At 70.9% G+C, this 20,660-nt stretch carries 16 protein-coding genes; 4 read left to right on the plus strand and 12 right to left on the minus strand.

Annotated elements, in window-relative coordinates:
- The first annotated feature begins 18 nt into the window (after nucleotides 1-18).
- Nucleotides 19-1,287 carry an MFS transporter gene (locus OG562_RS33325; RefSeq protein WP_266404612.1) on the plus strand — a complete coding sequence of 423 codons (1,269 nt, stop codon included), beginning with the start codon at nucleotides 19-21 and terminating at the stop codon, nucleotides 1,285-1,287.
- Between the two features lie 112 nt (nucleotides 1,288-1,399).
- Here OG562_RS33325 and OG562_RS33330 read toward each other — a convergent pair whose 3' ends face one another.
- The gene (locus OG562_RS33330) at nucleotides 1,400-2,824 is read right to left on the minus strand and encodes a DHA2 family efflux MFS transporter permease subunit (RefSeq protein ID WP_266404613.1); all 1,425 of its coding nucleotides are present in this window, start codon (nucleotides 2,822-2,824) and stop codon (nucleotides 1,400-1,402) included.
- A 15-nt stretch (nucleotides 2,825-2,839) separates the two neighbouring features.
- Nucleotides 2,840-3,460: an NADPH-dependent FMN reductase gene (locus OG562_RS33335; protein ID WP_266404615.1), complete on the minus strand. Its 621-nt coding sequence runs from the start codon at nucleotides 3,458-3,460 to the stop codon at nucleotides 2,840-2,842.
- Between the two features lie 139 nt (nucleotides 3,461-3,599).
- Between OG562_RS33335 and OG562_RS33340 the strand changes: the two genes are divergently transcribed.
- The gene (locus OG562_RS33340) at nucleotides 3,600-4,286 is read left to right on the plus strand and encodes a TetR/AcrR family transcriptional regulator (RefSeq protein ID WP_266404616.1); all 687 of its coding nucleotides are present in this window, start codon (nucleotides 3,600-3,602) and stop codon (nucleotides 4,284-4,286) included.
- A 48-nt stretch (nucleotides 4,287-4,334) separates the two neighbouring features.
- On the opposite strand, the gene OG562_RS33345 is transcribed toward OG562_RS33340, so the two are convergent.
- The 10 genes from OG562_RS33345 to OG562_RS33390 all read right to left on the minus strand — a co-directional run bounded on the left by OG562_RS33345 (nucleotide 4,335) and on the right by OG562_RS33390 (nucleotide 17,306).
- Complete coding sequence (locus OG562_RS33345) at nucleotides 4,335-5,504, minus strand: MFS transporter (RefSeq protein WP_266404617.1); 1,170 nt, start codon at nucleotides 5,502-5,504, stop codon at nucleotides 4,335-4,337.
- A complete protein-coding gene (locus OG562_RS33350; protein WP_266404619.1) occupies nucleotides 5,501-6,307 on the minus strand; it encodes an ABC transporter permease in 807 nt (268 codons plus the stop codon). Before OG562_RS33350 ends, OG562_RS33345 begins: the two co-directional genes overlap by 4 nt.
- The gene (locus OG562_RS33355; protein WP_266404621.1) at nucleotides 6,307-7,110 is read right to left on the minus strand and encodes an ABC-2 family transporter protein; all 804 of its coding nucleotides are present in this window, start codon (nucleotides 7,108-7,110) and stop codon (nucleotides 6,307-6,309) included. Before OG562_RS33355 ends, OG562_RS33350 begins: the two co-directional genes overlap by 1 nt.
- Nucleotides 7,107-8,105 carry an ATP-binding cassette domain-containing protein gene (locus OG562_RS33360; RefSeq protein WP_266404622.1) on the minus strand — a complete coding sequence of 333 codons (999 nt, stop codon included), beginning with the start codon at nucleotides 8,103-8,105 and terminating at the stop codon, nucleotides 7,107-7,109. The genes OG562_RS33355 and OG562_RS33360 overlap by 4 nt, the downstream gene beginning before the upstream one ends.
- 117 nt (nucleotides 8,106-8,222) lie before the next feature.
- Nucleotides 8,223-11,102 carry a glycoside hydrolase family 2 TIM barrel-domain containing protein gene (locus tag OG562_RS33365; protein ID WP_266404624.1) on the minus strand — a complete coding sequence of 960 codons (2,880 nt, stop codon included), beginning with the start codon at nucleotides 11,100-11,102 and terminating at the stop codon, nucleotides 8,223-8,225.
- 27 nt (nucleotides 11,103-11,129) lie between these two features.
- Entirely contained in the window at nucleotides 11,130-12,026 is an 897-nt protein-coding gene (locus OG562_RS33370) for a carbohydrate ABC transporter permease (protein ID WP_266404625.1), read from the minus strand.
- A complete protein-coding gene (locus OG562_RS33375; protein WP_266404626.1) occupies nucleotides 12,023-12,988 on the minus strand; it encodes a carbohydrate ABC transporter permease in 966 nt (321 codons plus the stop codon). Before OG562_RS33375 ends, OG562_RS33370 begins: the two co-directional genes overlap by 4 nt.
- Nucleotides 12,989-13,008: 20 nt before the next feature.
- Entirely contained in the window at nucleotides 13,009-14,271 is a 1,263-nt protein-coding gene (locus OG562_RS33380) for an ABC transporter substrate-binding protein (protein ID WP_266404628.1), read from the minus strand.
- A 371-nt stretch (nucleotides 14,272-14,642) separates the two neighbouring features.
- On the minus strand, nucleotides 14,643-15,896 hold the full coding sequence (locus tag OG562_RS33385; RefSeq protein WP_266404629.1) for an ROK family transcriptional regulator: 1,254 nt from the start codon (nucleotides 15,894-15,896) through the stop codon (nucleotides 14,643-14,645).
- A 150-nt stretch (nucleotides 15,897-16,046) separates the two neighbouring features.
- Entirely contained in the window at nucleotides 16,047-17,306 is a 1,260-nt protein-coding gene (locus tag OG562_RS33390; RefSeq protein WP_323187581.1) for a D-arabinono-1,4-lactone oxidase, read from the minus strand.
- 172 nt (nucleotides 17,307-17,478) lie between these two features.
- Here OG562_RS33390 and OG562_RS33395 point away from each other — a divergent pair, with 172 nt between their 5' ends.
- Both OG562_RS33395 and OG562_RS33400 read left to right on the plus strand, forming a co-directional pair.
- Nucleotides 17,479-18,798, plus strand: coding sequence for a radical SAM protein (locus OG562_RS33395; protein WP_266404630.1), 1,320 nt, complete (start codon nucleotides 17,479-17,481; stop codon nucleotides 18,796-18,798).
- Between the two features lie 287 nt (nucleotides 18,799-19,085).
- Entirely contained in the window at nucleotides 19,086-20,570 is a 1,485-nt protein-coding gene (locus OG562_RS33400; RefSeq protein ID WP_266404632.1) for a cellulose-binding domain-containing protein, read from the plus strand.
- Nucleotides 20,571-20,660 lie beyond the last annotated feature (90 nt).

The raw sequence follows: 20,660 nt of genomic DNA on the forward strand, positions 1-20,660 counted from the left end.
TGAGGGAACGGGGGCCTGGTGGCGTACAGGGAGCGGAGCGGCCGGAGACGGGAGACGAGGTCGGAGGCGAAGCAACCCCTGTGGCGGCAGCGGGACTTCGGGATCTTCTGGGCCGCGCAGACCCTCTCCTTCCTCGGTGACTCCTTCGCCCTGATCGCGCTGCCGCTGCTGGTTCTGCAGGCCACCGGCTCCCTTGCCCGGATGGGTCTGCTGACGGCGGTCGGCGGGGCGGCCTCGGTGGTGGCGGCCGTGTTCGCCGGGGCGGTGGTGGACCGGGTCGACCGGCGCAGACTCCTCATCGGCTGCGACCTCGTCCGCATGGCGTTGTACGGGCTGGTCCCGCTGGTGTGGCTGTTCGGGCCGCAGATCTGGCTGCTGTACGCCGTGCTGCCGGTGTGCGAGGCCGTCGGCATGCTGTTCGCGGTCGGCTATGTCACCGTCGTGCGCGGCCTGGTCGGCCCCGGGCAGCTCACCGAGGCCAACGGTCGGCTCAACGCGACGGCCGCGGCGGCCGGCGTCCTCGGCCCCCTGTGCGCCGGCCTGCTCGCCGCCGGAACCGGCCCGGCCGCCGCGGTCGGCGTGGACGCCGCCAGCTTCGGCGTGTCGGCGGCCTGCCTGTCCGTCGTACGGATCCGGAGGAGGCCGCCGGACGAGCGGACCGGGGAATCGACGGCGGACCGGGGCGGGTTGTGGCGCGACCTGCGCGCCGGGGTGGCGTTTCTGTATGCGCATCCCGTGCTGCGCGCGCTCACCGCGCTGCTGTTCGTCTTCAGCTTTCTCACCCTCGGCCTGACCGATCTGCTCATCTACCACGTCAAGCACGATCTCGGCCACGACGACGGCACGGTCGGGACGGTGCTGGCGGTCGGGGCGCTCGGCACCGTGGTCGGCTCGCTGCTGGTGGCCCGGGTACGTCGACGGCTGGGCTTCGGTCCGACCTGGACCGCGGCCGTCGCGGTCAGCGGCGCGGCCGTCGCCGGACTGGGCTGGGCCCGCGACGTGCCCGTGGTGGCGGCCCTCGCCGCCGTCTTCCTGGCCTGCGTCGCCGTCGCGGGGACCTGCTCGATGTCCCTGCGGCAGGAGGTGACCCCGGAGGCGCTGCTGGGTCGGGTCACGTCCGCGTTCTGGACTCTTCAGTACGCGGCGGCCCCGGTGGGCGCGGCCGTCCTGACCTGGGCGGCCGAGGGGTACGGCACCGCGGCGGCGGCGCTGGCGGCAGGCGGCTGCTGCGTGCTGGTGGCGGGGGTCGCGCTGATGACACCGGTGCGGAGGGCGGGGCGGGGGTGAGAGTGCGCCGGGCGGGGCGGACGACGGACCGCCGCGCCCGGCCGGAGCGGCTTTCTTTGCTCTTTCTACGTCCATCGCGCTACGTCCATCGCGGACGAGGCGACTCATCGCCTCATGGTGTTCGCCGCCCCGGCAACCCCGCCGCCGGTATCACCGCCAGCGCCAACAGCCCCGCAGCAACCAGGTAGGCGGTTCGGAAACCCGACGCAGTCAGGCCCGCCGAGCCCAGCACCACCGAGATGAGCGCGGTGCCCACCGACGCGCACACCTGGGCGTTGATGCTCAGCGCGGTGCCGGCCGCGGCCATCCGTTCCCTCGGCAGATCGCGGCTCGCCGTGGTCATCGTCGGCATCAGCACCATCCCGGAGCCGATGCCCATCACCACCGTCGAGCAGACCAGACGCCAGGCCGGCACGTCCTGCTGCGCGATCAGCAGCCCCGTCGACGCCATGCCGAGCGCGCCCACCGCGATCCCGGCCGGGATCAGCCGCCGCGGCGACACCTTGTCCACGCTCCGCGCGGCGAACTGCATGGTCATGCCGACGGCGAGTCCGACCGGCACGCCCAGCAGTCCGGTCGACGTCGCACTCCAGCCCCGCACCTGTTGCCAGTACACCGGCCCGAGGAGCATCGACCCGAAGTACCCGCATGTGAACAGCGCGAGGGCGCCGATGCCCACGGCGAACGTCCGGTCGGTCAACAGACCCAGGTCGAGCAGAGGTTGACGGATCGTCAGCGAACGCCATACGAAGCAGGCGATCAGGGCCGCCCCGGCGAGCGTCGGCGTCAGCGCGCCCGGTTCTGCGAAGTCGCCCCGCTCACCGCCTCGGGCCAGTCCGAACAGCAGCAGCGCGAGGCCGGGCGAGAGCATCAGCAGACCCGGGACGTCCAACTTCGGCGCCGTTGCCGTCGTACGGGGTGCGTCTGGGCGCAGCAGTCTCGCGGCGAGCGTCAAGGCCACCGCTCCCACCGGCAGGTTGACGAGGAAGATCCAGTGCCAGGACACGGCGTCGAGCAGCCAGCCGCCGAGGACCGGGCCCGCCACCGGGCCGACCAGGACGGGCAGTCCGAGCAGGGCCATCGAGCGGCCCAGCCGTTCGCGGTCCGCGGCGGCCATGCCCATCGCCATGCCCACCGGCATGAGCAGCCCGCCGCCGAGCCCCTGCACCGCGCGGAACGCGATCAGGCTGCCGATGTCCCAGGCGCATGCGGCGAGCAGCGAGCCGAGGGTGAACAGGACGAGCGCGGTGAGGTACGCGCGTTTCGCCCCGAAACGGGCCATCGCCCACGCGGCGGTGGGGATGACGGCGGCCAGCGCCAGCGTGTACGCGGTGGTCGTCCACTGGATCGTCTCCAGTGGGGCGTGGAACGCCTCGGAGAGGCTGCGCAGCGCGACGTTCACGATCGTCATGTCGAGCACCGACATCACCGAGCCGGTGATCACGACGGCGAGGATGCGGTGCAGCGCGGTCGAGTCGGTCCTGGGTGCGTCGGACGTCGTCCGGACGTCGCCGTCGGCCGCCGGGGCCGAGGCCATGTCCCCCTCCATCCCTCAGCCCTGGTAGGGGCGGCTCGACCGGGCCGTCCGCAACGCCCTTCCCCACCAGGCGAGTTGGCCGAGCATGCCCTTGGCCGCACCCTCACAGACGGTGGCGTCCCGCGGTGCGCCGTCCTCGCCGAGCCCGGACCACGGGCCGTGCAGGCTCACGGCGTCGCGTACGGTCGTGGCGTGCAACTCGGCGAACACCAGCCGGAGTTGCTCCACCGCGCGAACACCGCCGGCGAGCCCGCCGTAGGAGACGAAGCCGACCGGCTTGGCCTGCCACTGGGTGTGGTGCCAGTCGATGAAGTTCTTCAGTGCGGCCGGGAAGCTGTGGTTGTACTCGGGTGTGACGACGACGAACGCGTCGGCCGCGGCCAGCCTCGGGGACACGTTTGTCAGCGCGGCCACGGCCTCGGGGCTCGGCGTGCCGCCCCAGCCGGGCATGACCAGCGGCAGGTCGACGTCCGCGAGGTCGATGACGTCCAGGTCCAGGCCGTCGTGGCCGACGGCGGCGCCGAGGAACCAGTCGGCCACGGCACGGCCCTGGCGGCCCTCGCGGACGCTGCCGACGACGACGGCGACCTGCAACGGGGCGTCGTTCTCGACGGTGGTGGATTCGTTGGCAGGCATGGCTGTCCCCCTACTTCTCCCCCGTGGCCCCGGTGCGGGGCACGGCGGCCGCGCGGCGCGGCCTCGTGTTCGGTAAACTACAACGGGCGTTGTAAAAAGTACAACGCTCGTTGTAATCGGCAGGGTGTGGGGAGACGGCATGGGCGGCACCAACGACGCGTGGATGGCGGCGGCGCAGCAGCGGTACTCGCCCCGCAAAGTGGAGAAATGGGTTGCCATGGCCGGCGCGGCCTGCACCGTCTTCGGTCGCGAGGGCTACGCACGCGCCTCCGTCGACGCCCTCGCCGCCGAGGCCGGCGTGTCGACGCGCACCCTCTACAACCACTTCCCCGGCGGCAAGGCCGACCTCTTCCGCACCGTCGTCACCTGGACCTCCGGCGAGGTGAAGGACGCCCAACTCTTCTGCTTGCAGGCCGTGTTGGACCCCGCGCGCCCGCCCCGCCCCGAGGACCTGGAGCGGGACCTCGGCGTCCTCGCCCGCGGGTTCGTCGGTCTCATGGAGGACTATCCCAACCACTTCGCGCTGGTCCGGCACATCCATGCCGAGGCCGACCACGTTCCGCCGGAGGTGCTCGACGCCTGGCGAGAGGCGGGCCCGGGTCCGGTCGGCCACGCCCTCGCCGAGGCGCTGGAGGGCCTCGCCGCCGCCGGTCTGCTCGACCTGCACGGCGACGCGGCCCTCGCGGCCACGCACTTCATGGCCCTGATCTCGAACACGATCACCCAGCAGTCCCACTACGGTGTGCTGCCCCTGCCGAAGGAGGAGACCGAACGCCTGATCGCCGGGGGCGTGGCCGCCTTCGTCAGGGCCTACCGGGCCGGCTGATCTCCTGCGGCACGGGTCGACGAAGGACCGGACCGGACCGCCGGTCGGTCAGGTCCCGTCATTCGCCCCGACCCGCACCCACCGCACGAGCAGGACGGCGGTCGCGCCCGCCACGATCAGCGTCGCCAGAGCGAACCGCAGACTCGTCGCCCCCGCCAGCAGCCCCACCGCCGGCCCGGCCAGCAGGAACCCCGGCCACTGCCCGATCGTGATGACCGACACGCCCTCGCCGGCCGGCACCCCGGGCTGCTGTCCCGCCAGCCCGATCACCGAGGGCAGCACACACGCGATGCCCAGCCCGATGACGACGAAACCGCCTACGGCATACGGCAGTTGAGGACGCGACACGACCAGGGTCGTGCCCGCCGCCACCGTCAGCAGCGACAGCCGCAGGAGCCCGCGCCGCCCCAGCCGGGCCGCGAGCCGGTCGCCGAACAGCCGAGCCAGCAGGATGGCGACGCAGAAGGACGTGTACGTCGCCGCCCCCAGCGCCGCGCTCTCGCCCAGATAGTCGGTCGTGTACACCGAACTCCACTGGGACGCCGCCCCCTCGGCGAAGGACCCGAGGAACGCGACGGCCGCCAGGAGGCCGAGCTGGGGAGTGAACCGCTCCTTCAACGGTCGGCGCGCCTCCCTCTCGTGCGCCGCCTCCGTCGGCAGCCGGCGGCCGGACACGAGCAGCAGCGCACCCAGCACGCCGCTGCTCACCGCCATCTGGAGGCCGGGGGAGACCCCGGTCGCCGCGGCGAGGATGCCCAGCAGCCCGCCCGCCAGCACCCCCACGCTGTAACAGGCGTGAAAACCGGACAGGATGGGCCTGCCGTAACCGCGTTCCACGGTCACCGCCAGCGCGTTGACCGGCGTGGCCAGGAACGTGGCCGACAGACCCCACAGCGCGAGCCCCGCCACCAGCGCCGGAACCGTCGAAGCACCCGCCAGGAAAGGCGCGTTGAGCAGCACCAGCCCGGCCGCGGCGAGGCTCAGCAGCCGGGTGCTCACCCGCCCGATCAAGGCGGTGATCAGCACCAGCGCGACCACGTCACCGCCCGCCGACGCACTGCTCACCAGCCCCCACCCGGCGGTGTCCAGCCCGGCCGAGTCCTGGATCGCCGGGATGCGCGCCATCCAGCCGCCCTGGGTGGCCGCGAGGACGACGAACACCAGGGACACCGCGAGGCGGGCCCGTAAGTCGCCCGCCGACACCTGGGTCGCCGTCACCCGTTCACCCCCGTGTAGTGGCCGAGGCTCCACCGCCACAGCAGCCGCGAGCCGAGGTAGGCCAGCAGGCCCAGCAGCGGGGAGAGCGCCGCCAGCCAGTACGGGACGCCGGTGTCGTGGCCGTGCCCGGTGAGGAAGGCGGCGGGGAAGTAGGCGACGAACGCGAGGGGAAGGCCGTAGGTGAGGAAGCCGCCGACCGCGCGGGGCAGGACGTTGAGGGGATAGCTGCCGAAGGTGCCCAGGAGCTGCTCCAGCCATCGGCCCCAGTAGTCGGCGGCCGGGAAGCGCAGCGACGCGCAGGCCACCGCCGTGAACAGCGCCGCCTCCAGCAGCATTCCGCCGAGGACGGCGGCGATCAGGTACGAGATCCGGCCGGCCGTCCAGTCGAGGTCGCTGCGGCTGAGCGCCCCCGCCATCAGGGCCGCCGCCACCGTCAGGTCGCCGATCGCGTTGGTGGGGAAGTACTCCAGCTGGGCCTGCCGGTGCACGGGCATCGGGCGCAGGAGGTAGGCGTCGACGCGGCCCTCCTGGATCTGTCGGCCCAGGCCGTGCATCCGGCCCAGGAACAGGACGAAGAGGCCGTGCGCGAGCATGCGCGTCGCCGGGATCAGCAGCACGTCCCGGCTGTCCCAGCCGCCCATGCCGGTGAACCGGGTCAGCAGCACGGTGGCGAAGACGATGACCGACACCTGCCAGACGGCGCCGATCGCGATCATGGTCAGGAACTCGGCGCGGTACTCCAGCTGGGCGCGGAAGTTCAGGCGCGTGACACGCCATACGATCCGGACGGCATTCAAGGGCATCAGCCTCCTTGCGAGACGACCCGCAGCGCGGCCTTGCGCCACAGCAGGCGGGTGAACAGGGCGAGAAACACGATCCAGCCCGCTTGTACGGCGAGATGGAAGCCCGCGTCCGACAGCGGGACACGGCCCACGTACAGCGACAGCGGCACGCTCAGCGTGGCCTGGAACGGCAGGAAGCCGCTTGCCGTCACGAACCAGTCGGGGAAGAACCACAGGGGCGCGTACACCCCGGAGAGCAGGTTCTGCGCGAAGAGCAGGATCTGGACGGCGGCATCGTTGCGCATCGTCCAGAAGCACACCTGGTCGATGACGAGGATGAGGTAGTAGAAGATCCACTGACCGAGCACCAGACTCAGGCCGGACACCGCGGCCACGGCGGCCGAAGCGGGCGGCTGCACCGCCCCGGCGGCCAGACAGACGGCGTAGGCCGCCAACGCCCAGGCGAAGCCGTACAGTTGCTCGCCCAGCGCCCGCAACGCGTAGTAGCGCTGCGGCGGCAGCGGGCGCAGATACCAGTAGACGATCGTGCCGAAGTGCACATGCTGCAGCACGGTGTCCCGGCCCGAGTACTGGTCCAACTCCCGTACACGAGTGCTCAGTACGGCCATCACCGCATAGGTGACCGCCTGCTCGCGGGTGAGCCCGGCGGTGGTGCCGGTGTGCGCGTACAGGCCCCGCCACAGCGAGGTCACCAGCACGATCTGCACGGTCAGCCGCAGCAGGGCGGCCGTCATCCGGGGCGGGGTGTACAGCTCGCCGAGCGGGGTGACCCGGGCGGCGCGCCAGGCGTGCAGCGCGCTCATCCGGCGTCCCCGGCCTGCACGTACGCGGCCCGCATGACGTCCTCCAGGTCGGCCTCGTCGAGGGCGATGTCCGTGACCTCGTACCGTTCGATGACCGCCTTCAGCGCCCGGTGGACCGTGGGAGCCTCGGGGCCCTCCGGGCCGAAGACCGCCAGCGGGCCCTCGTGCCGCAGCACCGCGATCCCCGGCAGCCCCACGACCTCGGTGCGCGGATCGGCGAGCGTGGCCCGCACCTGCCAGGTCGAGCCGAACTTGCGGCGGATCTCGTCGAGGGTGCCGTCCAGGACCAGCCGACCGTGGTTGATCAGCACCACGCGTTCGGCGAGCCGCTCGACCTCCGTCATGTCGTGCGTGGTCAACAGGACGGTACGGCCGCGCTGTTCGACCTGGTGCCGAAGGAACTCGCGGACCTGCTCCTTTACCACCACGTCCATGCCGATCGTCGGCTCGTCGAGGAAGACCACGGTCGGGTCGTGCAGCAGCGCGGCGGCCAGGTCGCAGCGGACGCGCTGACCGAGGGAGAGATGGCGCACCCGGGTGTCCCAGAAGGAGGAGAGCTCCAGGATGTCGTCGAACTCCCGCAGCCGAGCGGCGTGTTCGGCCTTCGGCACCTCGTAGATGTCCCGCAGGATCGCGAACGACTCGCGCACCGGCAGGTCCCACCACAGCTGGGTGCGCTGCCCGAACACCGCGCCGATGTTACGGGCGTTGCGCTCCCGTTCCCGGTACGGCACCACGCCCGCGACCCGCGCCTGGCCGGAGGTGGGGGTGAGGATGCCGGTGAGCATCTTGATGGTGGTGGACTTGCCGGCGCCGTTCGGGCCGAGCAGGGCGAGGAGTTCGCCCGCGCCCACGTCGAAGGTCACATCGGTCACGGCGTGCTTGGCGACCCGCTCCGGGTTGACCAGGGAGCGCAGGCCGCCGGCGAAGCCGGGGCGGCGGACGGTGGTGTGGAAGGTGCGGGACAGGCCGCGCACCTCGATGCTGCCGATCACTCGTTCAACCTCCAGTGAAGCGCGGTCGGCCGGCTGGGGGAGCCGGCCGACCGCGGGAGACCTCATCACCGTGTCGGAATGTCGATCAACAGGTCAATCGATTAACCGAGCGGCTGGTCAACCGATCGGCGTGAACACGAACGAGAACTCGGCGGGCGCGACGTTCAGGAAGTACCGCGGCAGCGGACCCGGGCCGCAGGACTGCGAGCCGATGCCGTGCTGGCCGTGGTCGAGGTGGACCCACACGGTGTCGCCGGGCGTCAGGTCGGTGAGGTGTGCGGCGGCGTCGAGTTGCTCGCTCGTCCAGCGCCGGGCGGTGAACCAGAACTCGGGGTCGCCGTCGATCCGCAGCCCGTCGAGCTCCGCCCAACGGACGTCGGCGCGGGCGCCGTTCTCCTGCGGGCGGACGTACGGGGTCTGCAGGTCCTCGATCGAGGACTCCCACTCGCCGAGCATCGAGGCGGCCTTCGTGTCCGGATACGCCTCGCCCGGACCGCCCCCGAACCACCGGGCCCGGTGAACGGACTCCGGCAGCCCGAACCGGACGCCCAGCCGCGGCAGCGGCAGCGTCCAGTCGCCCTCGGGCGTCACCGACACGGTCAGCCGCAGCCGCGTCCCGTCGGACGTCCACCGGTACACCGTGCGCAGGCCCACCTCCGCCGCCGCGGGCGCCACCCGGGTGCGTACCGTCAGTCCGTCCTCGCTCGACTCGACGGCGTCCAGGCGGTGGTGCATCCGGTGCAGACCGAGCTTGCGCCAGAGCTGGCCGTAGCGCAGATCGGACTGCCAGGCCGCGCCGTCGTCGTTGTCCGTCGGGGCGCGCCACACGTCGAGGCGCAGATCGCGTACCTCCACCGCGCCGATCGTCCGCAGCACACCGGTACGAGCGTCGAAGGCGGCCGGGCCGAGGGTGATCAGTCGCTCGCCGCGCACCGGGGCCTCGCCCGTCGCCACCGCGGGCGGCGTCCGCGCGGCGACCGTCTGCTGTCCCCACGCGACCTGGTGCCCGGCCGGCCCCCACGGGGTGTCCGAGGCCAGCAGAGCGCGTACGGTCCACTGGGTCTCCTCGCCCTGGCCGTCCGGCGGCGGAGTCGGCAGCTTCACGTCGGCCGACTCGCCGGGGGCGAGAGACGGCACGGGGAGCGCCACGGCTCCCACGGGCCAGCCGTCGACCTGGTGGAAGAACTCGAACGCCAGGTGCGAGAGATCCGAGAAGTCGTACGCGTTGGTGATCCGTACGGTGCCGTTCGCGCTGTCGCCCTCGATGCGGACCGGCTCGATCACCTTCTTGTACTCGACCAGCCCCGGCGACGGCGTCCGGTCCGGGAACACCAGCCCGTCGCAGACGAAGTTGCCGTCGTGCAGCTCCTCGCCGAAGTCGCCGCCGTAGGCGTACCCCAGCTCCGGATGCCTGATGCCGTGGTCGATCCACTCCCAGACGAACGCGCCCTGCAGCCGGTCGTGCTCCTCGAAGATCCGCTGGTAGTCGGCGAGTCCGCCGGGGCCGTTGCCCATGGCGTGGGCGTACTCGCAGAGGATGAAGGGGAGCCCGCGCCGCTTGTGGGCGCCGCCGTCCAGGCCTCGGCCGATGCGCTCGGTCTCCGCGTGGTCGGCGTACATCCGCGAGTACATGTCCGTGTCGCGGCAGTCCCAGTCGCCCTCGTAGTGGACGAGACGGGAGGCGTCCCGGCCGTGGATCCACTCGGCCATCGCGGTGAGGCCGCGTCCGGTGCCGGCCTCGTTGCCCAGGGACCAGATGACGACCGACGGATGGTTCTTGTCCCGTTCCACCATGCGGGCGGCGCGGTCGAGCAGGGCCGGGGTCCAGCGGTCGTCGTCGACGGGGTTGTCTCGCCAGTCCTGCTCGACGAAGCCGTGGGTCTCCAGGTCGCACTCGTCGATGACCCACAGGCCGTACTCGTCGCACAGGTCGAGGAAGGCCGGGTGGGGCGGGTAGTGCGAGGTGCGGACGGCGTTGACGTTGTGCCGCTTCATCAGCAGCACGTCCTCGCGCATCGTCTCCAGGTCCAGGGCGCGGCCCCGCTCCGGGTGCCACTCGTGCCGGTTGACGCCCTTGAACAGGATCGCCTGACCGTTGACCTTGATCAGGCCGTCCGCCAGCTCCACCGTGCGGAAACCGATCCGCAACGGCACCCGCTCGCCCTCGGTGACGAGGACGCCGTCGTACAGCGTCGGGGTCTCCGCGGTCCACGGCGCGACAGGCGTCGTCACCGCTTCCCCGGTCGCGACATCGATGTCGAGGGCGGGCACGGACACCCGCCCGTCGACGTCGGATTCGACGCGCAGGGTGCCCTCGCCCGTGACGTGGTCGTAGGAGGCGTGCACGAAGAAGTCGAGGGCGCTGCCCGCCGGGCGGTGCAGCAGCGTCACGTCACGGAAGATGCCCGGCAGCCACCACTGGTCCTGGTCCTCCAGGTACGAGCCCGCCGACCACTGGTGGACCCGGACCGCCAGAACGTTTCCGCTCGGCTTCAGCAGATGCCCCACCGCGAACTCGTGCGCCAGCCGCGAGCCCTTGAACTCCCCGATGTCCGTGCCGTTCAGCCAGACCCGGGCGCACGACTCGACGCCGTCGAAGCGCAGGACGGCGCCGCCCTGAGCCAGGTCGGGCCAGTCGGCCGGCAGGTCGAAGGCCCGCAGATGGTCGCCGGTCGGGTTCTCGGTGGGCACTCGGGGCGGGTCGACCGGGAAGGGGTAGAGGTGGTTGGTGTAGATCGGCGCCCCGAAGGCCCCGTCGCCCTGCAGGACCCAGTGGCCGGGGACCGTGACCTCGGCCCAGTCCCCGGCGTCGTAGCCGCTCTCGGCGAACGAGTCGTCCTCGGCGTCGGCTGTCGCCGACACCCGCAGCCGCCAACTGCCGTTGAGCGACAGCGACACGGCGTCCGAGGACGCGTACCAGGCGCGGGGCGCAAGAGCCCCGCGGCCCGGTGCGACGTCCTCGACGTAGTCGACGGATGACGTGGTGCGGAAAGACATCTGTCTCCAGGTCTTGAGAGGAAGGCGTCAGCCCTTGATGCCCGTCTGTGCGATCCCCTGCACCAGCCAGCGCTGGAGGAAGAGGAACACGAACAACAGGGGCAGGATGGAGATGGCCGTGGCCATGAAGATCAGGTGGTAGTTGACGGTCTGATTGGTCATGTACGAGGACAGCGCGACCTGCACCGTCCAGGCGCTGGGGTCCTGGCCGATGACCAGGGGCCACAGGAAGGCGTTCCAGCCGTTGATGAAGGTGATCGTCGCGATCGCCGCGAAGAAGTTCAGCGAGTTCGGCACGACGACGCGCCAGTAGGCGCCCCAGTAACCGAGACCGTCCACGCGTGCCGCCTCCTCCAACTCCTTGGGGAACCCCAGGAAGTACTGCCGGAACAGGAAGCAGGTGAAACCACTGAACAGGCCCGGGATGATCAGACCGCGGTAACTGTCCACCCAGCCGAGCGAGGAGACCAGCACGAAACTGGGGACGAAGGTGACGGCGGTGGGCACCATCAGGGTGAACAGGATGGCGTAGAAGATCTTGTTGGCGTGCCGGTAGGGGATGCGGGCCAGGCCGTAACCGGCCAACGAGCACACCAGCAGGGTGCCGACGGTGTGCAGGACGCCGACGATCAGCGAGTTCACCAACGACTGGCCGAAGTCGACCGTCGTGTCGCGGAACGGCTCGGTGATGTTCTTCCACTGGATGTCGGTGGGGAAGAACTTCCAGTTCTCGCCGGTGATCTCGGGATCGGTGGAGAGGGAGTTGCGGATCAGCAGGTAGAACGGGATCAGGAAGAGCAGGGTGGCGATGCCGGTGGCCAGGTACAGGCCGGTGGAGCTCATGATCCCGCCGCGCCTGGCGCGCAGCGGCCCCTGCGTCGGCGGCCGCTCGGTCTTCCTCACCTCGGGTACGGTCGTGGTCACTTCGACTCGTCCCCCTTTCCGAAGCCCAGGATCTTGCCCTGGAACAGGGTCACGATGCAGATCAGCAGGGTCAGCATGACCGCGCCGGCGCTGCCCGCGCCGTAGTCCTGGTTCTGGCCCAGGGCCATGTAGTACAGCTCGACGAGCGGGGGCCGGCCCCAGGTCGTCTTCGCCAGCAGGTTGAAGAACTCGTCGAAGGCCTGGTACGCGGCCACGAGCAGCAGCAGGATCACGGCCGTGGAGGTCGCCCGCAGCTGGGGCAGCGTGATGTACCGGAACGTCTGCCAGCCCGGCTTGGCGCCGTCGATGGCGGCGGCCTCGTAGAGCTCCTGCGGGATGTTCTGCAGCGCGGCCAGGAACAGGATCATGTAGAAGCCGGACTGCAGCCACAGCCGGGCGGAGACGATGACCAGCCAGTACCACGGCGGGTCGGGGTTGGCGAGCCAGGCGATGTTGTCCACGCCGAACCAGCCGATGACGGTGTTGGCCAGACCGAAGCGCACGCCGTTGAAGAGGGACATCTTCCAGATCAGCGAGGCGGCCACATAGCTGCACGCGGTCGGCAGGAAGAACACCGAGCGGAAGAACGCCCGCATGAACCGCAACCGGTTCACCAGCATCGCCAGGCCCAGCGAGAGCGCCCAGGTGGTCGGCACGATGATCGCGGCGAAGACGGTGAAGGTGAGGAGCGCACCGGTGAAGTTGCCGTTGTCCAGCATGAAGCGGTAGTTGTCGAAGCCGATGAACTTGCTCGGCGTGACGGTGAAGCGCGCCTCGAAGAAGCTGAGCCAGATGCTCCAGCCGATGGGAACGTAGACGAAGATCACCAGGCCGATGAGGAACGGGCCGGTGAAGAGCCAGAAGTTGAAGGTGCTGTTGCCCCGCAGGCCCCGCCGCGGCCGGCCCTTGTCGGGCTTGGCCGGGGTGGGGCGCGCGAGGTCGCGCGTGGTGGTCGTCGACATGGCGCAGTCCGTCCGTCGGCCTATCCGAACAGCTTCTTGAGTTCGGCGTTGACCGTCTTCTCGGCCTTGTCGAGCGAGGCCTTCGGGTCACCGCCCTTGCGCACGGTGTCGGCGAAGACGTTCTCGGTCGCGGTGATCATGGCCTGGGTCCAGCCGATGTTGTCGAAGTGGCCGTAGTCGGTGAAGAGCTTGACGCCCTCGGCCGGCAGACCGGACTTGAGCTTGGTGGCGGACGCGGCGATCGAGGTGCGCGGCGGGATGTGGAAGCCGTAGGAGGTCGCCCAGTCCTCCTGGTACTTCTTCTGCTCGATCCACAGCCACTTCACGTACTCCTTGGCCGCGTCGACGTTCTTGCCCTTGGCGTTGACGAACATCGACCAACCGCCGTTGTAGACCGAGGGCTTGCCGGCGTCCGTGACCTTCGGGAAGGGGAAGACGCCGAGGTCGTCGCCGAGGGCCTGCTGCATCGCCGGCATGGCCCACATGCCGCAGAACTGGATGGCGCACAGGCCCTGGTTGAGCGCGGCGGGGTCCCAGTAGTCGGCCGGGGCGCCCAGCAGCAGGTCGCCGCTGGTGAACAGCTTGCGCATCTTCTTCAGGCCCTCGGCGACGCCGTCCGTGTTGAAGGCGGCCTGGTTCTGGGCGTCGAGGGTGTCGGCGCCGGCCGACCAGATCATGGGGTTGATGACGGCGTGCAGGTCGTTGCCGAGGAAGGCGCCCTTCACCTTGCCGGTGGTGAGCTTGGCCGCGGCCTCGATCAGTTCGTCGAGGGTCTGCGGCACCTCGACGTTCGCGTCCGCGAGCATCGACTTGCGGTAGAAGAAGAACTGCGGGTCGTCGATCATGCGGACGCCGTAGATCTTGCCGTCCACGGTGTGCGAGGCGATGTCGGCCGGGTTGAAGTCGTCCTTGACCGGCGCGACGATGTCCGTCAGGTCCGCCACCTGGCCGCTCTTGACGAGCTGGATCTGCGGGTGGAACTCGAACAGGTCGGGGGCGTTGTCGGTGAGCAGGGTCGCGAAGAGCTTGCTCTCGAAGTCCGAGCCCGTGATCCACTGCGTGGTCACGTTCGCGCCCTTGTAGGCCTTCGCGTACTTCTTGATCGCCTGCTCGGTGCCGGCCTCGCCGTAGGCGTGGAAGAACTGGGTGAGGCTGTCGCCCGAACCGCCGCCGCTTCTGCCGTTGTTGCTGCCGCAGGCGGCCAGCGTGCCGGCGGCGGCCATGCCCGCGGCGGCCCGGAAGAGTGAACGGCGGGACCAGGTGCTGTTGCTCTGTGCCGACATGATGACGTCCTTGTCTCGAAGTGCGGCTACGGCTCCACGGCTCAGCGGCCAGGTGGCTCAAATCGGGGTGCGGAGCGGGACGTTAACCTTCGGCTAAGGCTTCGGCAAGGGGTTGGACGAAGCCTGTTCGAAGCGTTGTGATCGGTTCGGCATAGCGAACGCAAGGGGCGGGGCAGGCTGGTGTGAACAGCGGGAAACAGGGGAACGCGGGCGCGGGAAAAGGGTGTTGAGGAGGGCGCCGAAGAGGGCGCCGAAAAAGGCGCCGAAAAGGGGTGAGGGCCGCCGGTGTCAGGGGCCGACGGCCCTCGGCTCAGAGGGGCGCGCTTCGTCGCGCGCCTTCCGCCGTCGCGAAGGCGGTGCGGTGCGCTGTCTCACGCGGGCGGTGCGGTACGGCTCCGTGCGGGTGCGGAAGGGGTGAGCTTGGCGTTGCGCTGCCCGACGGACTGCAACGCCCCTTCGAGCGCGAACGTCGCCGCACCGAGACAGACCGGGTCGGTGGGGATCCGGGACAGGACGATCCGGTTGGCCGCCAGCGGCCGTTTCAGGGCGTGCCGGGCGACGGCCTCGCGCACCTCGTCGAGGAGGGGCTCGCCGAGCCGGGCGGCGACCCAGCTGCTCAGCACGACCACCTCGGGGTTGAGCACGTTGACCAGGACGGCGATGCCGGCGCCGAGGTAACGGGCCGTGTCCCGGACGACCTTGACGGCCACCGGGTCGTTCGCGGCGACCCCGGCGGCCAGCGCGTCGATGGTGGCGGTCTGGTCCCCCGGGTGCAACAGCGGGCTCTGCGGGCTGAGTTCACGCAGGTTCTGCATGATCCCCAGCGCACCGACGTACGTCTCCACGCAGCCGTGGTTGCCGCAGCGGCACAGCCGTCCGTCGAGGACCAGCGTGGTGTGCCCCCACTCGCCGGCGCTGTTGCTGACCCCCCGGTGCAGGCCGCCCCCCAGGACGAGTCCGGCGCCCACGCCCGTCCCGAGGTTGACCACGACCGCGTCCCCGTGGCCGCGCGCCGCCCCGAACCACAGTTCCGCGACCGCGCTGGCACGCAGCGGATTGTCCAAGTACAGGGGATACGCGATGTGTTCGGACAGCAGGTCGAGCAACGGCACGTCGTGCCAGTCCCAGTTGGGCGCGTACTCGGCGATGCCGGTGTCCCGGTCCACCTGCCCCGGCACGCTGACGCCGACGCCCAGCACCCGGGCCGCCTCGACCCCGGCCTGCGCGACCACCGAGCCGACGGCCGCGGTGACATGGCCGACCACCTGCTCCGGCCGGCTCTCGCCGGGGCGCATGTGCTCCTCGGCGCGGGCCAGCACGTTCAGCGCGAGGTCGAACAGCTCGACATGGACGTACGTCTCCGCGATGTCCACGCCGATCAACGCGCCCCCCGACGCGTTGACGGCCACGAGGCCCCGGGGGCGGCCACCCGCCGAGTCCTCGAACCCCACCTCCGTGATCATGCGGAGGTCGAGCAGCTCGCCGACCAGGGTGGCGACGGTGGCCAGTGACAGACCGGTGGCGGCCGCCAGCTCCTGCCGGGAGGTGGGCGAGGCGGCGATGATCTGGCGCAGCACCTCGTAGCGGTTCGCGGTGCGGATGTCACGTGATGTGCCGCGCTTCATCGAGCTCCCTTCCCTTCCCCGCCCGGCGCCGGTGCGCGAGTGCGCGGGTTCCGGCCGGGGGCACCGGCGCCGCGCCAGGCTATGGGGTGCCGAAAGGTTCGACAAGGGGTTAGGAAAGGGGCTTTATGAAGTCGGACCGGGTTGGCGGAATCAGTCTCCCAGGACATCCCGTACGAAGGCGTTGGCGAACGTCCCGGCCGGGTCCAGCTCCCTCGCCAGGGCCGCGAAGTCGTCGAGCCGCGGGTAGCGTCCACGCAGCCGGTCCATCGGCGTCCGAAACACCTTGCCCCAGTGCGGGCGCGGTTCGAAGGGCTCCAGGACGGCCTCCACCTTCCGCACCGCCGGCAGCACCGCCGCCGTGTCCTCGACCCAGGTGAAGTGCAGCGCCACGGTGTCCCGCCCGTAGGAGGGGCTGAGCCACTGCTCGTCGGCGGCCACGGTCCGCACTTCGCAGATCTGCAACACGGAGGCGAAGGTCTCCCGGATCGCGTCGAGGGCGTGCAGCGCCTCGAGGGCGGTCGGCCGCGGCAGCAGATACTCGCTCTGCAACTCGTTTCCGTTGCTGGGCGTGAACTCCGCCCGGAAGTGCGGCAGCCGCTCGTGCCACGGCCCCGGCACGCCCAGCTGCCGGGTGCAGTTGACCGCGGGCATCCCCGGCACCGGATGCAGCGGCTCGACGGCGGGCGCGGCCCACGGGAAGTCGGCGAGCGGCTGGTCGGTACGCCGTTTCAGCCACACCTGCCGAAAGCCCGGCGCAGCCCAGTCGGTGAACAGGCTCACGCTGTACGCGGCCCCTGCCACCGCCTCGAACTCCAGCCCGTCCAGGGGGAGTTCGGTGAACAGGTGCTGCTCGACCTCGTAGGCCGGCTCCAGGTCGAGGGTGAGCGCGGTGACCACGCCGAGCGCGCCGAGGGAGGTGACGGCTCCGCCGAACCGAGGGTCGTCCCGTCCGACGACGACCGTGGAGCCGTCGGCGGTGACGATCTCCACCTGCCGTACGGCGGAGGCGAGCGGGCCGTTGCCGACGCCCGACCCGTGGGTGCCGGTCGCCACCGAGCCGGCCACCGAGATGTGCGGCAGGGAGGCCATGTTGGGCAGCGCGAGCCCCGCCGCGTGGACACGGCGGGCCAGTTCGGCGTACCGCACCCCGCCGCCGACCCGCACCGTGCGGGCGGCGGTGTCGACGTCGACCGTGGCGGGCAGGCCGTCCAGCGACAGCAGCACCCCGTCCGCTCCGGGCTCGGCGATCTCGTTGAAGGAGTGGCCGCTGCCCAGCACCCGTACCCGCGCGCTGCCCGCCACGAGCGAGCGCAGCGCGTCGAGCGAGTGCGGGCGGTGCAGTTCCCGGGCGGCGAAGGCGATGTTCCCCGCCCAGTTCCTGCCCGTCCAGTTCGTCACGGTCTCAGCCATACGCCTGCTCGTCCCTCCCGAGGAGATCGAGAGCCCGGAACACCGCGATCGGGAGCCCGGACTTCCCAGGTGGAACCTACCCTGCCCGCAACACGAGGCCCCCCGCCCCCACCCCCGCCCCGCCGGGGGCATACCGTGAGGAGTCGTACGCCTGAGCCGGGAGGAGAGACGGATGGGCAGCCGTACCGCGCTGGTCGAGGATCTGATGAAGCGGTTTCCGCACGTTCCGCGGGAGGCCGTCTTCAAGGAGGACCTGCTGCGCGGCGGAGTGGCCTTCGACCCCTCCGCCCTCAGCGACAACGAGTCGGGCGAGGTGAAACCGAAGTCGTACTTCATCTTCTCCTTCGACCACGGCACCCTCCCCGAGCTGGGCGAGGCCGCCCTGCGCCGCCCGCCGGAGGAGATCATCCTCACCGGCGGCCCCTACGACCTGCGGCGGACCGTCGTCTCGGTCCGGGTGAACCCGTCCTCGCCGTACCGGGTGGCCGCGGACGAGGACGGCGTGCTCGGGCTCTACCTGGACGGGAAGCGGATCTCCGACGTCGGCGTGCCGCCCATGCCCGAGTACTACCGGCACAAGCTGTCCAACGGGAAGTCCGTCATGGAGGTGGCCCCCACCATCCAGTGGGGCTATCTGATCTATCTGACCGTCTTCCGGGTCTGCCAGTACTTCGGCGCCAAGGAGGAGTGCCAGTACTGCGACATCAACCACAACTGGCGCCAGCACAAGGCGGCCGGCCGGCCGTACACGGGCGTCAAGGACGTGGAGGAGGTCCTGGAGGCGCTGGAGATCATCGACAAGTACGACACGGCCAAGGCGTCCACCGCCTACACCCTCACCGGCGGCGCGATCACGAAGACGGTCGCCGGACGCGACGAGGCCGACTTCTACGGCCACTACGCCAAGGCCATCGAGGAGCGCTTCCCGGGCCGCTGGATCGGCAAGGTCGTGGCACAGGCGCTGCCCCGCGACGACGTGCAGCGGTTCAAGGACTACGGCGTGCAGATCTACCACCCCAACTACGAGGTGTGGGACCGCCGGCTGTTCGAGCTGTACTGCCCGGGCAAGGAGCGCTACGTCGGCCGCGACGAGTGGCACCGGCGGATCCTGGACTCGGCGGAGATCTTCGGTGCGCGCAACGTGATCCCCAACTTCGTGGCGGGCGTGGAGATGGCGGAGCCGTTCGGCTTCGGATCCGTCGACGAGGCGATCGCGTCGACCACCGAGGGCCTGCGCTTCTTCATGTCGCACGGCATCACGCCCCGTTTCACCACCTGGTGCCCCGAGCCGACGACCCCGCTCGGCAAGGCCAACCCGCAGGGCGCGCCGCTGGAATACCACATCCGTCTGCTGGAGGCGTACCGGGCCACGATGGACGAGTTCGGACTCTCCTCGCCCCCCGGCTACGGCCCGCCCGGCCCTGGCCGCGCCGTCTTCTCCGTGAGTTCCTTCATGGACAGCCTTCCGGCGCGGGACGAGCCGACCGTATAGTCCGTTGGTCGGTTAGTCCGTGGGCAGTTCCCGCAACCGTTCCCGGAACTTCTCCTGAAACCGATGTGAGGCAAGTGACGTCGGCGTTGAGTCACAGGGCGTCCGCGTACGTACACAGGGGCGGAGTACGGGGCGCGGCCGCCTGTCCTGCTGTCTTGACATGACATCTGAACAGGGCGCTTGTCAGTTGTGTTGGAAACGTGAAAAGCTCTGCCCCTGCCGCGAGGTTCCCCCCAACCCCATTGCCGTCATGGTGAGTTGACCTCGCTTGTGGATGCAGGAGACCAATGCCCGACCTGCCGACCCCGAAGGACGCCGCCGAGGCAGCGCTGTTCTCCGAGTGCTGGGACGCCGTCCTGTCGTACGCGGACCTGTGCACCTCCGGCTCGACCGCGGCGAACCAGCTGGCCCGCGAGGCGTTTGCGCTCGGCATACGCGAGGCCCGCGCCGCAGAGGACGGCACGGCACGCTACGCCGGCCGTCGCTCCTCCCGGCTGCCCCGGATCCCCCTGCTGCTGACCGCCGTACGCACCACGGCGGCCGCCTGGGAGGCCGCGGGACAGGGCCACAAACTCGACCCCGATCTACGCCTGTGGCTCAACTCCGAGAAGGCCGCACGCTATACCGGGCCGCCGCTGAGCCGACCCATCGCCCTGCGCGGACTGCGCGACATGCAGGAGCAGGACGCCACCCTGCTGTGGCTGGCGGAGGTGGAGGCGCTGCCGCTGCGCTCCGTCGTCCGCCGGCAGGGCCTGGACCCGGACGCCGCGGTCGAGGAGCTGAACCAGGTCCGCGGCCTGTTCCGGGACCGCTGTCACCGCAATCACCTCGACACGCCGATGGACGCCGAGTGCCGCAGCTACGTCCGGCTGCTCGACGCCGTCACCCGCTCGCCCGGCGCCGAGACCCCCGTGGACCTCTCCCGGCACCTCGCCACCTGCGTGGAGTGCGCGGAGGCCGCCGCCTGTCTGCGGCTGCACGGCGGCGGACTGCCCGCCGCCCTCGCCGGCGGGGTCATCGGCTGGGGCGGTCTCGCCTACCTGGAGCGCCGCCGCCGGGCCGCCGAGGTGCGCCTGGGCGGCGGCCGCCCCGACGCGCCGGACCCCGAGGGCGAGGCGGCGCGGGCCGCCGCGTCCAGGGCGCGCGCGCTGCGGGGCGGACTCCTCGTCGCCGCCGTCCTCGTCTCCGGACTGGCGCTCGCCGCGTCGCTGATGCCGTTCGGCGACAGCGCGGGCGACACCACCGCGCAAGGCGGGCCCACCGACACCACCCCGGTGGCCGGACCAGGCCCTTCGCTGCCGTCCGCCGCCCAGGAGACCTCCGTCTCGCCGTCCGCCACCTCGCGCGCGCCGTCCGCCGACGGCTCGCCGAGCGCGACCGGCGTCGAGAACCCCGACCCCGAACCCCAGGGCACCTCCTCCTCCACCGCGGGCACCGGCGAGCCCTCCGACGCGACGGCGGCCTGCAAGGTCCAGTACGACCTCGTCAACCAGTGGCCCGACGGCTTCCAGGCCACCGTCACGGTGACCACGCCCGACGCCCTCGACTCCTGGCGCGTCGCCTGGTCCTTCCGCGACGGCCAGAAGGTCGACCAGATGTGGGACGCGAGCGTCGCCCAGCACGGCGCCCGGGTCACCGCGACCGCCGCCGACTACAACAGGTCCGTCGCCGCCAACGCCACCCTCACCTTCGGTTTCCTCGGTTCCTGGGACGACACCAACACAACGCCGTACGACTTCACGCTCAACGGGCTCGGCTGCACCCGCACGTGACGCGCGACCGTCCTCCGGGGCGGCTCGCCGGGTCCTCCGCCGGTGGAGGCGTCGCCGATTCCGGGTCTTGCGGCCCTGTCTCCGGAAGGA

The sequence above is a fragment of the Streptomyces sp. NBC_01275 genome (assembly GCF_026340655.1).
Classification (GTDB): Bacteria; Actinomycetota; Actinomycetes; order Streptomycetales; family Streptomycetaceae; genus Streptomyces.

Excerpts from the sequence above, each read along its gene's own strand:
- OG562_RS33350 (WP_266404619.1), bottom strand. The coding sequence starts at position 6,307 with ATGCCCTTGAATGCCGTCCGGATCGTATGGCGTGTCACGCGCCTGAAC.
- OG562_RS33330 (WP_266404613.1), bottom strand. The coding sequence starts at position 2,824 with ATGGCCTCGGCCCCGGCGGCCGACGGCGACGTCCGGACGACGTCCGAC.
- OG562_RS33340 (WP_266404616.1), top strand. The coding sequence starts at position 3,600 with ATGGGCGGCACCAACGACGCGTGGATGGCGGCGGCGCAGCAGCGGTAC.
- OG562_RS33380 (WP_266404628.1), bottom strand. The coding sequence starts at position 14,271 with ATGTCGGCACAGAGCAACAGCACCTGGTCCCGCCGTTCACTCTTCCGG.
- OG562_RS33390 (WP_323187581.1), bottom strand. The coding sequence starts at position 17,306 with ATGGCTGAGACCGTGACGAACTGGACGGGCAGGAACTGGGCGGGGAAC.
- OG562_RS33335 (WP_266404615.1), bottom strand. The coding sequence starts at position 3,460 with ATGCCTGCCAACGAATCCACCACCGTCGAGAACGACGCCCCGTTGCAG.
- OG562_RS33385 (WP_266404629.1), bottom strand. The coding sequence starts at position 15,896 with ATGAAGCGCGGCACATCACGTGACATCCGCACCGCGAACCGCTACGAG.
- OG562_RS33365 (WP_266404624.1), bottom strand. The coding sequence starts at position 11,102 with ATGTCTTTCCGCACCACGTCATCCGTCGACTACGTCGAGGACGTCGCA.
- OG562_RS33375 (WP_266404626.1), bottom strand. The coding sequence starts at position 12,988 with ATGTCGACGACCACCACGCGCGACCTCGCGCGCCCCACCCCGGCCAAG.
- OG562_RS33355 (WP_266404621.1), bottom strand. The coding sequence starts at position 7,110 with ATGAGCGCGCTGCACGCCTGGCGCGCCGCCCGGGTCACCCCGCTCGGC.
- OG562_RS33400 (WP_266404632.1), top strand. The coding sequence starts at position 19,086 with ATGCCCGACCTGCCGACCCCGAAGGACGCCGCCGAGGCAGCGCTGTTC.
- OG562_RS33395 (WP_266404630.1), top strand. The coding sequence starts at position 17,479 with ATGGGCAGCCGTACCGCGCTGGTCGAGGATCTGATGAAGCGGTTTCCG.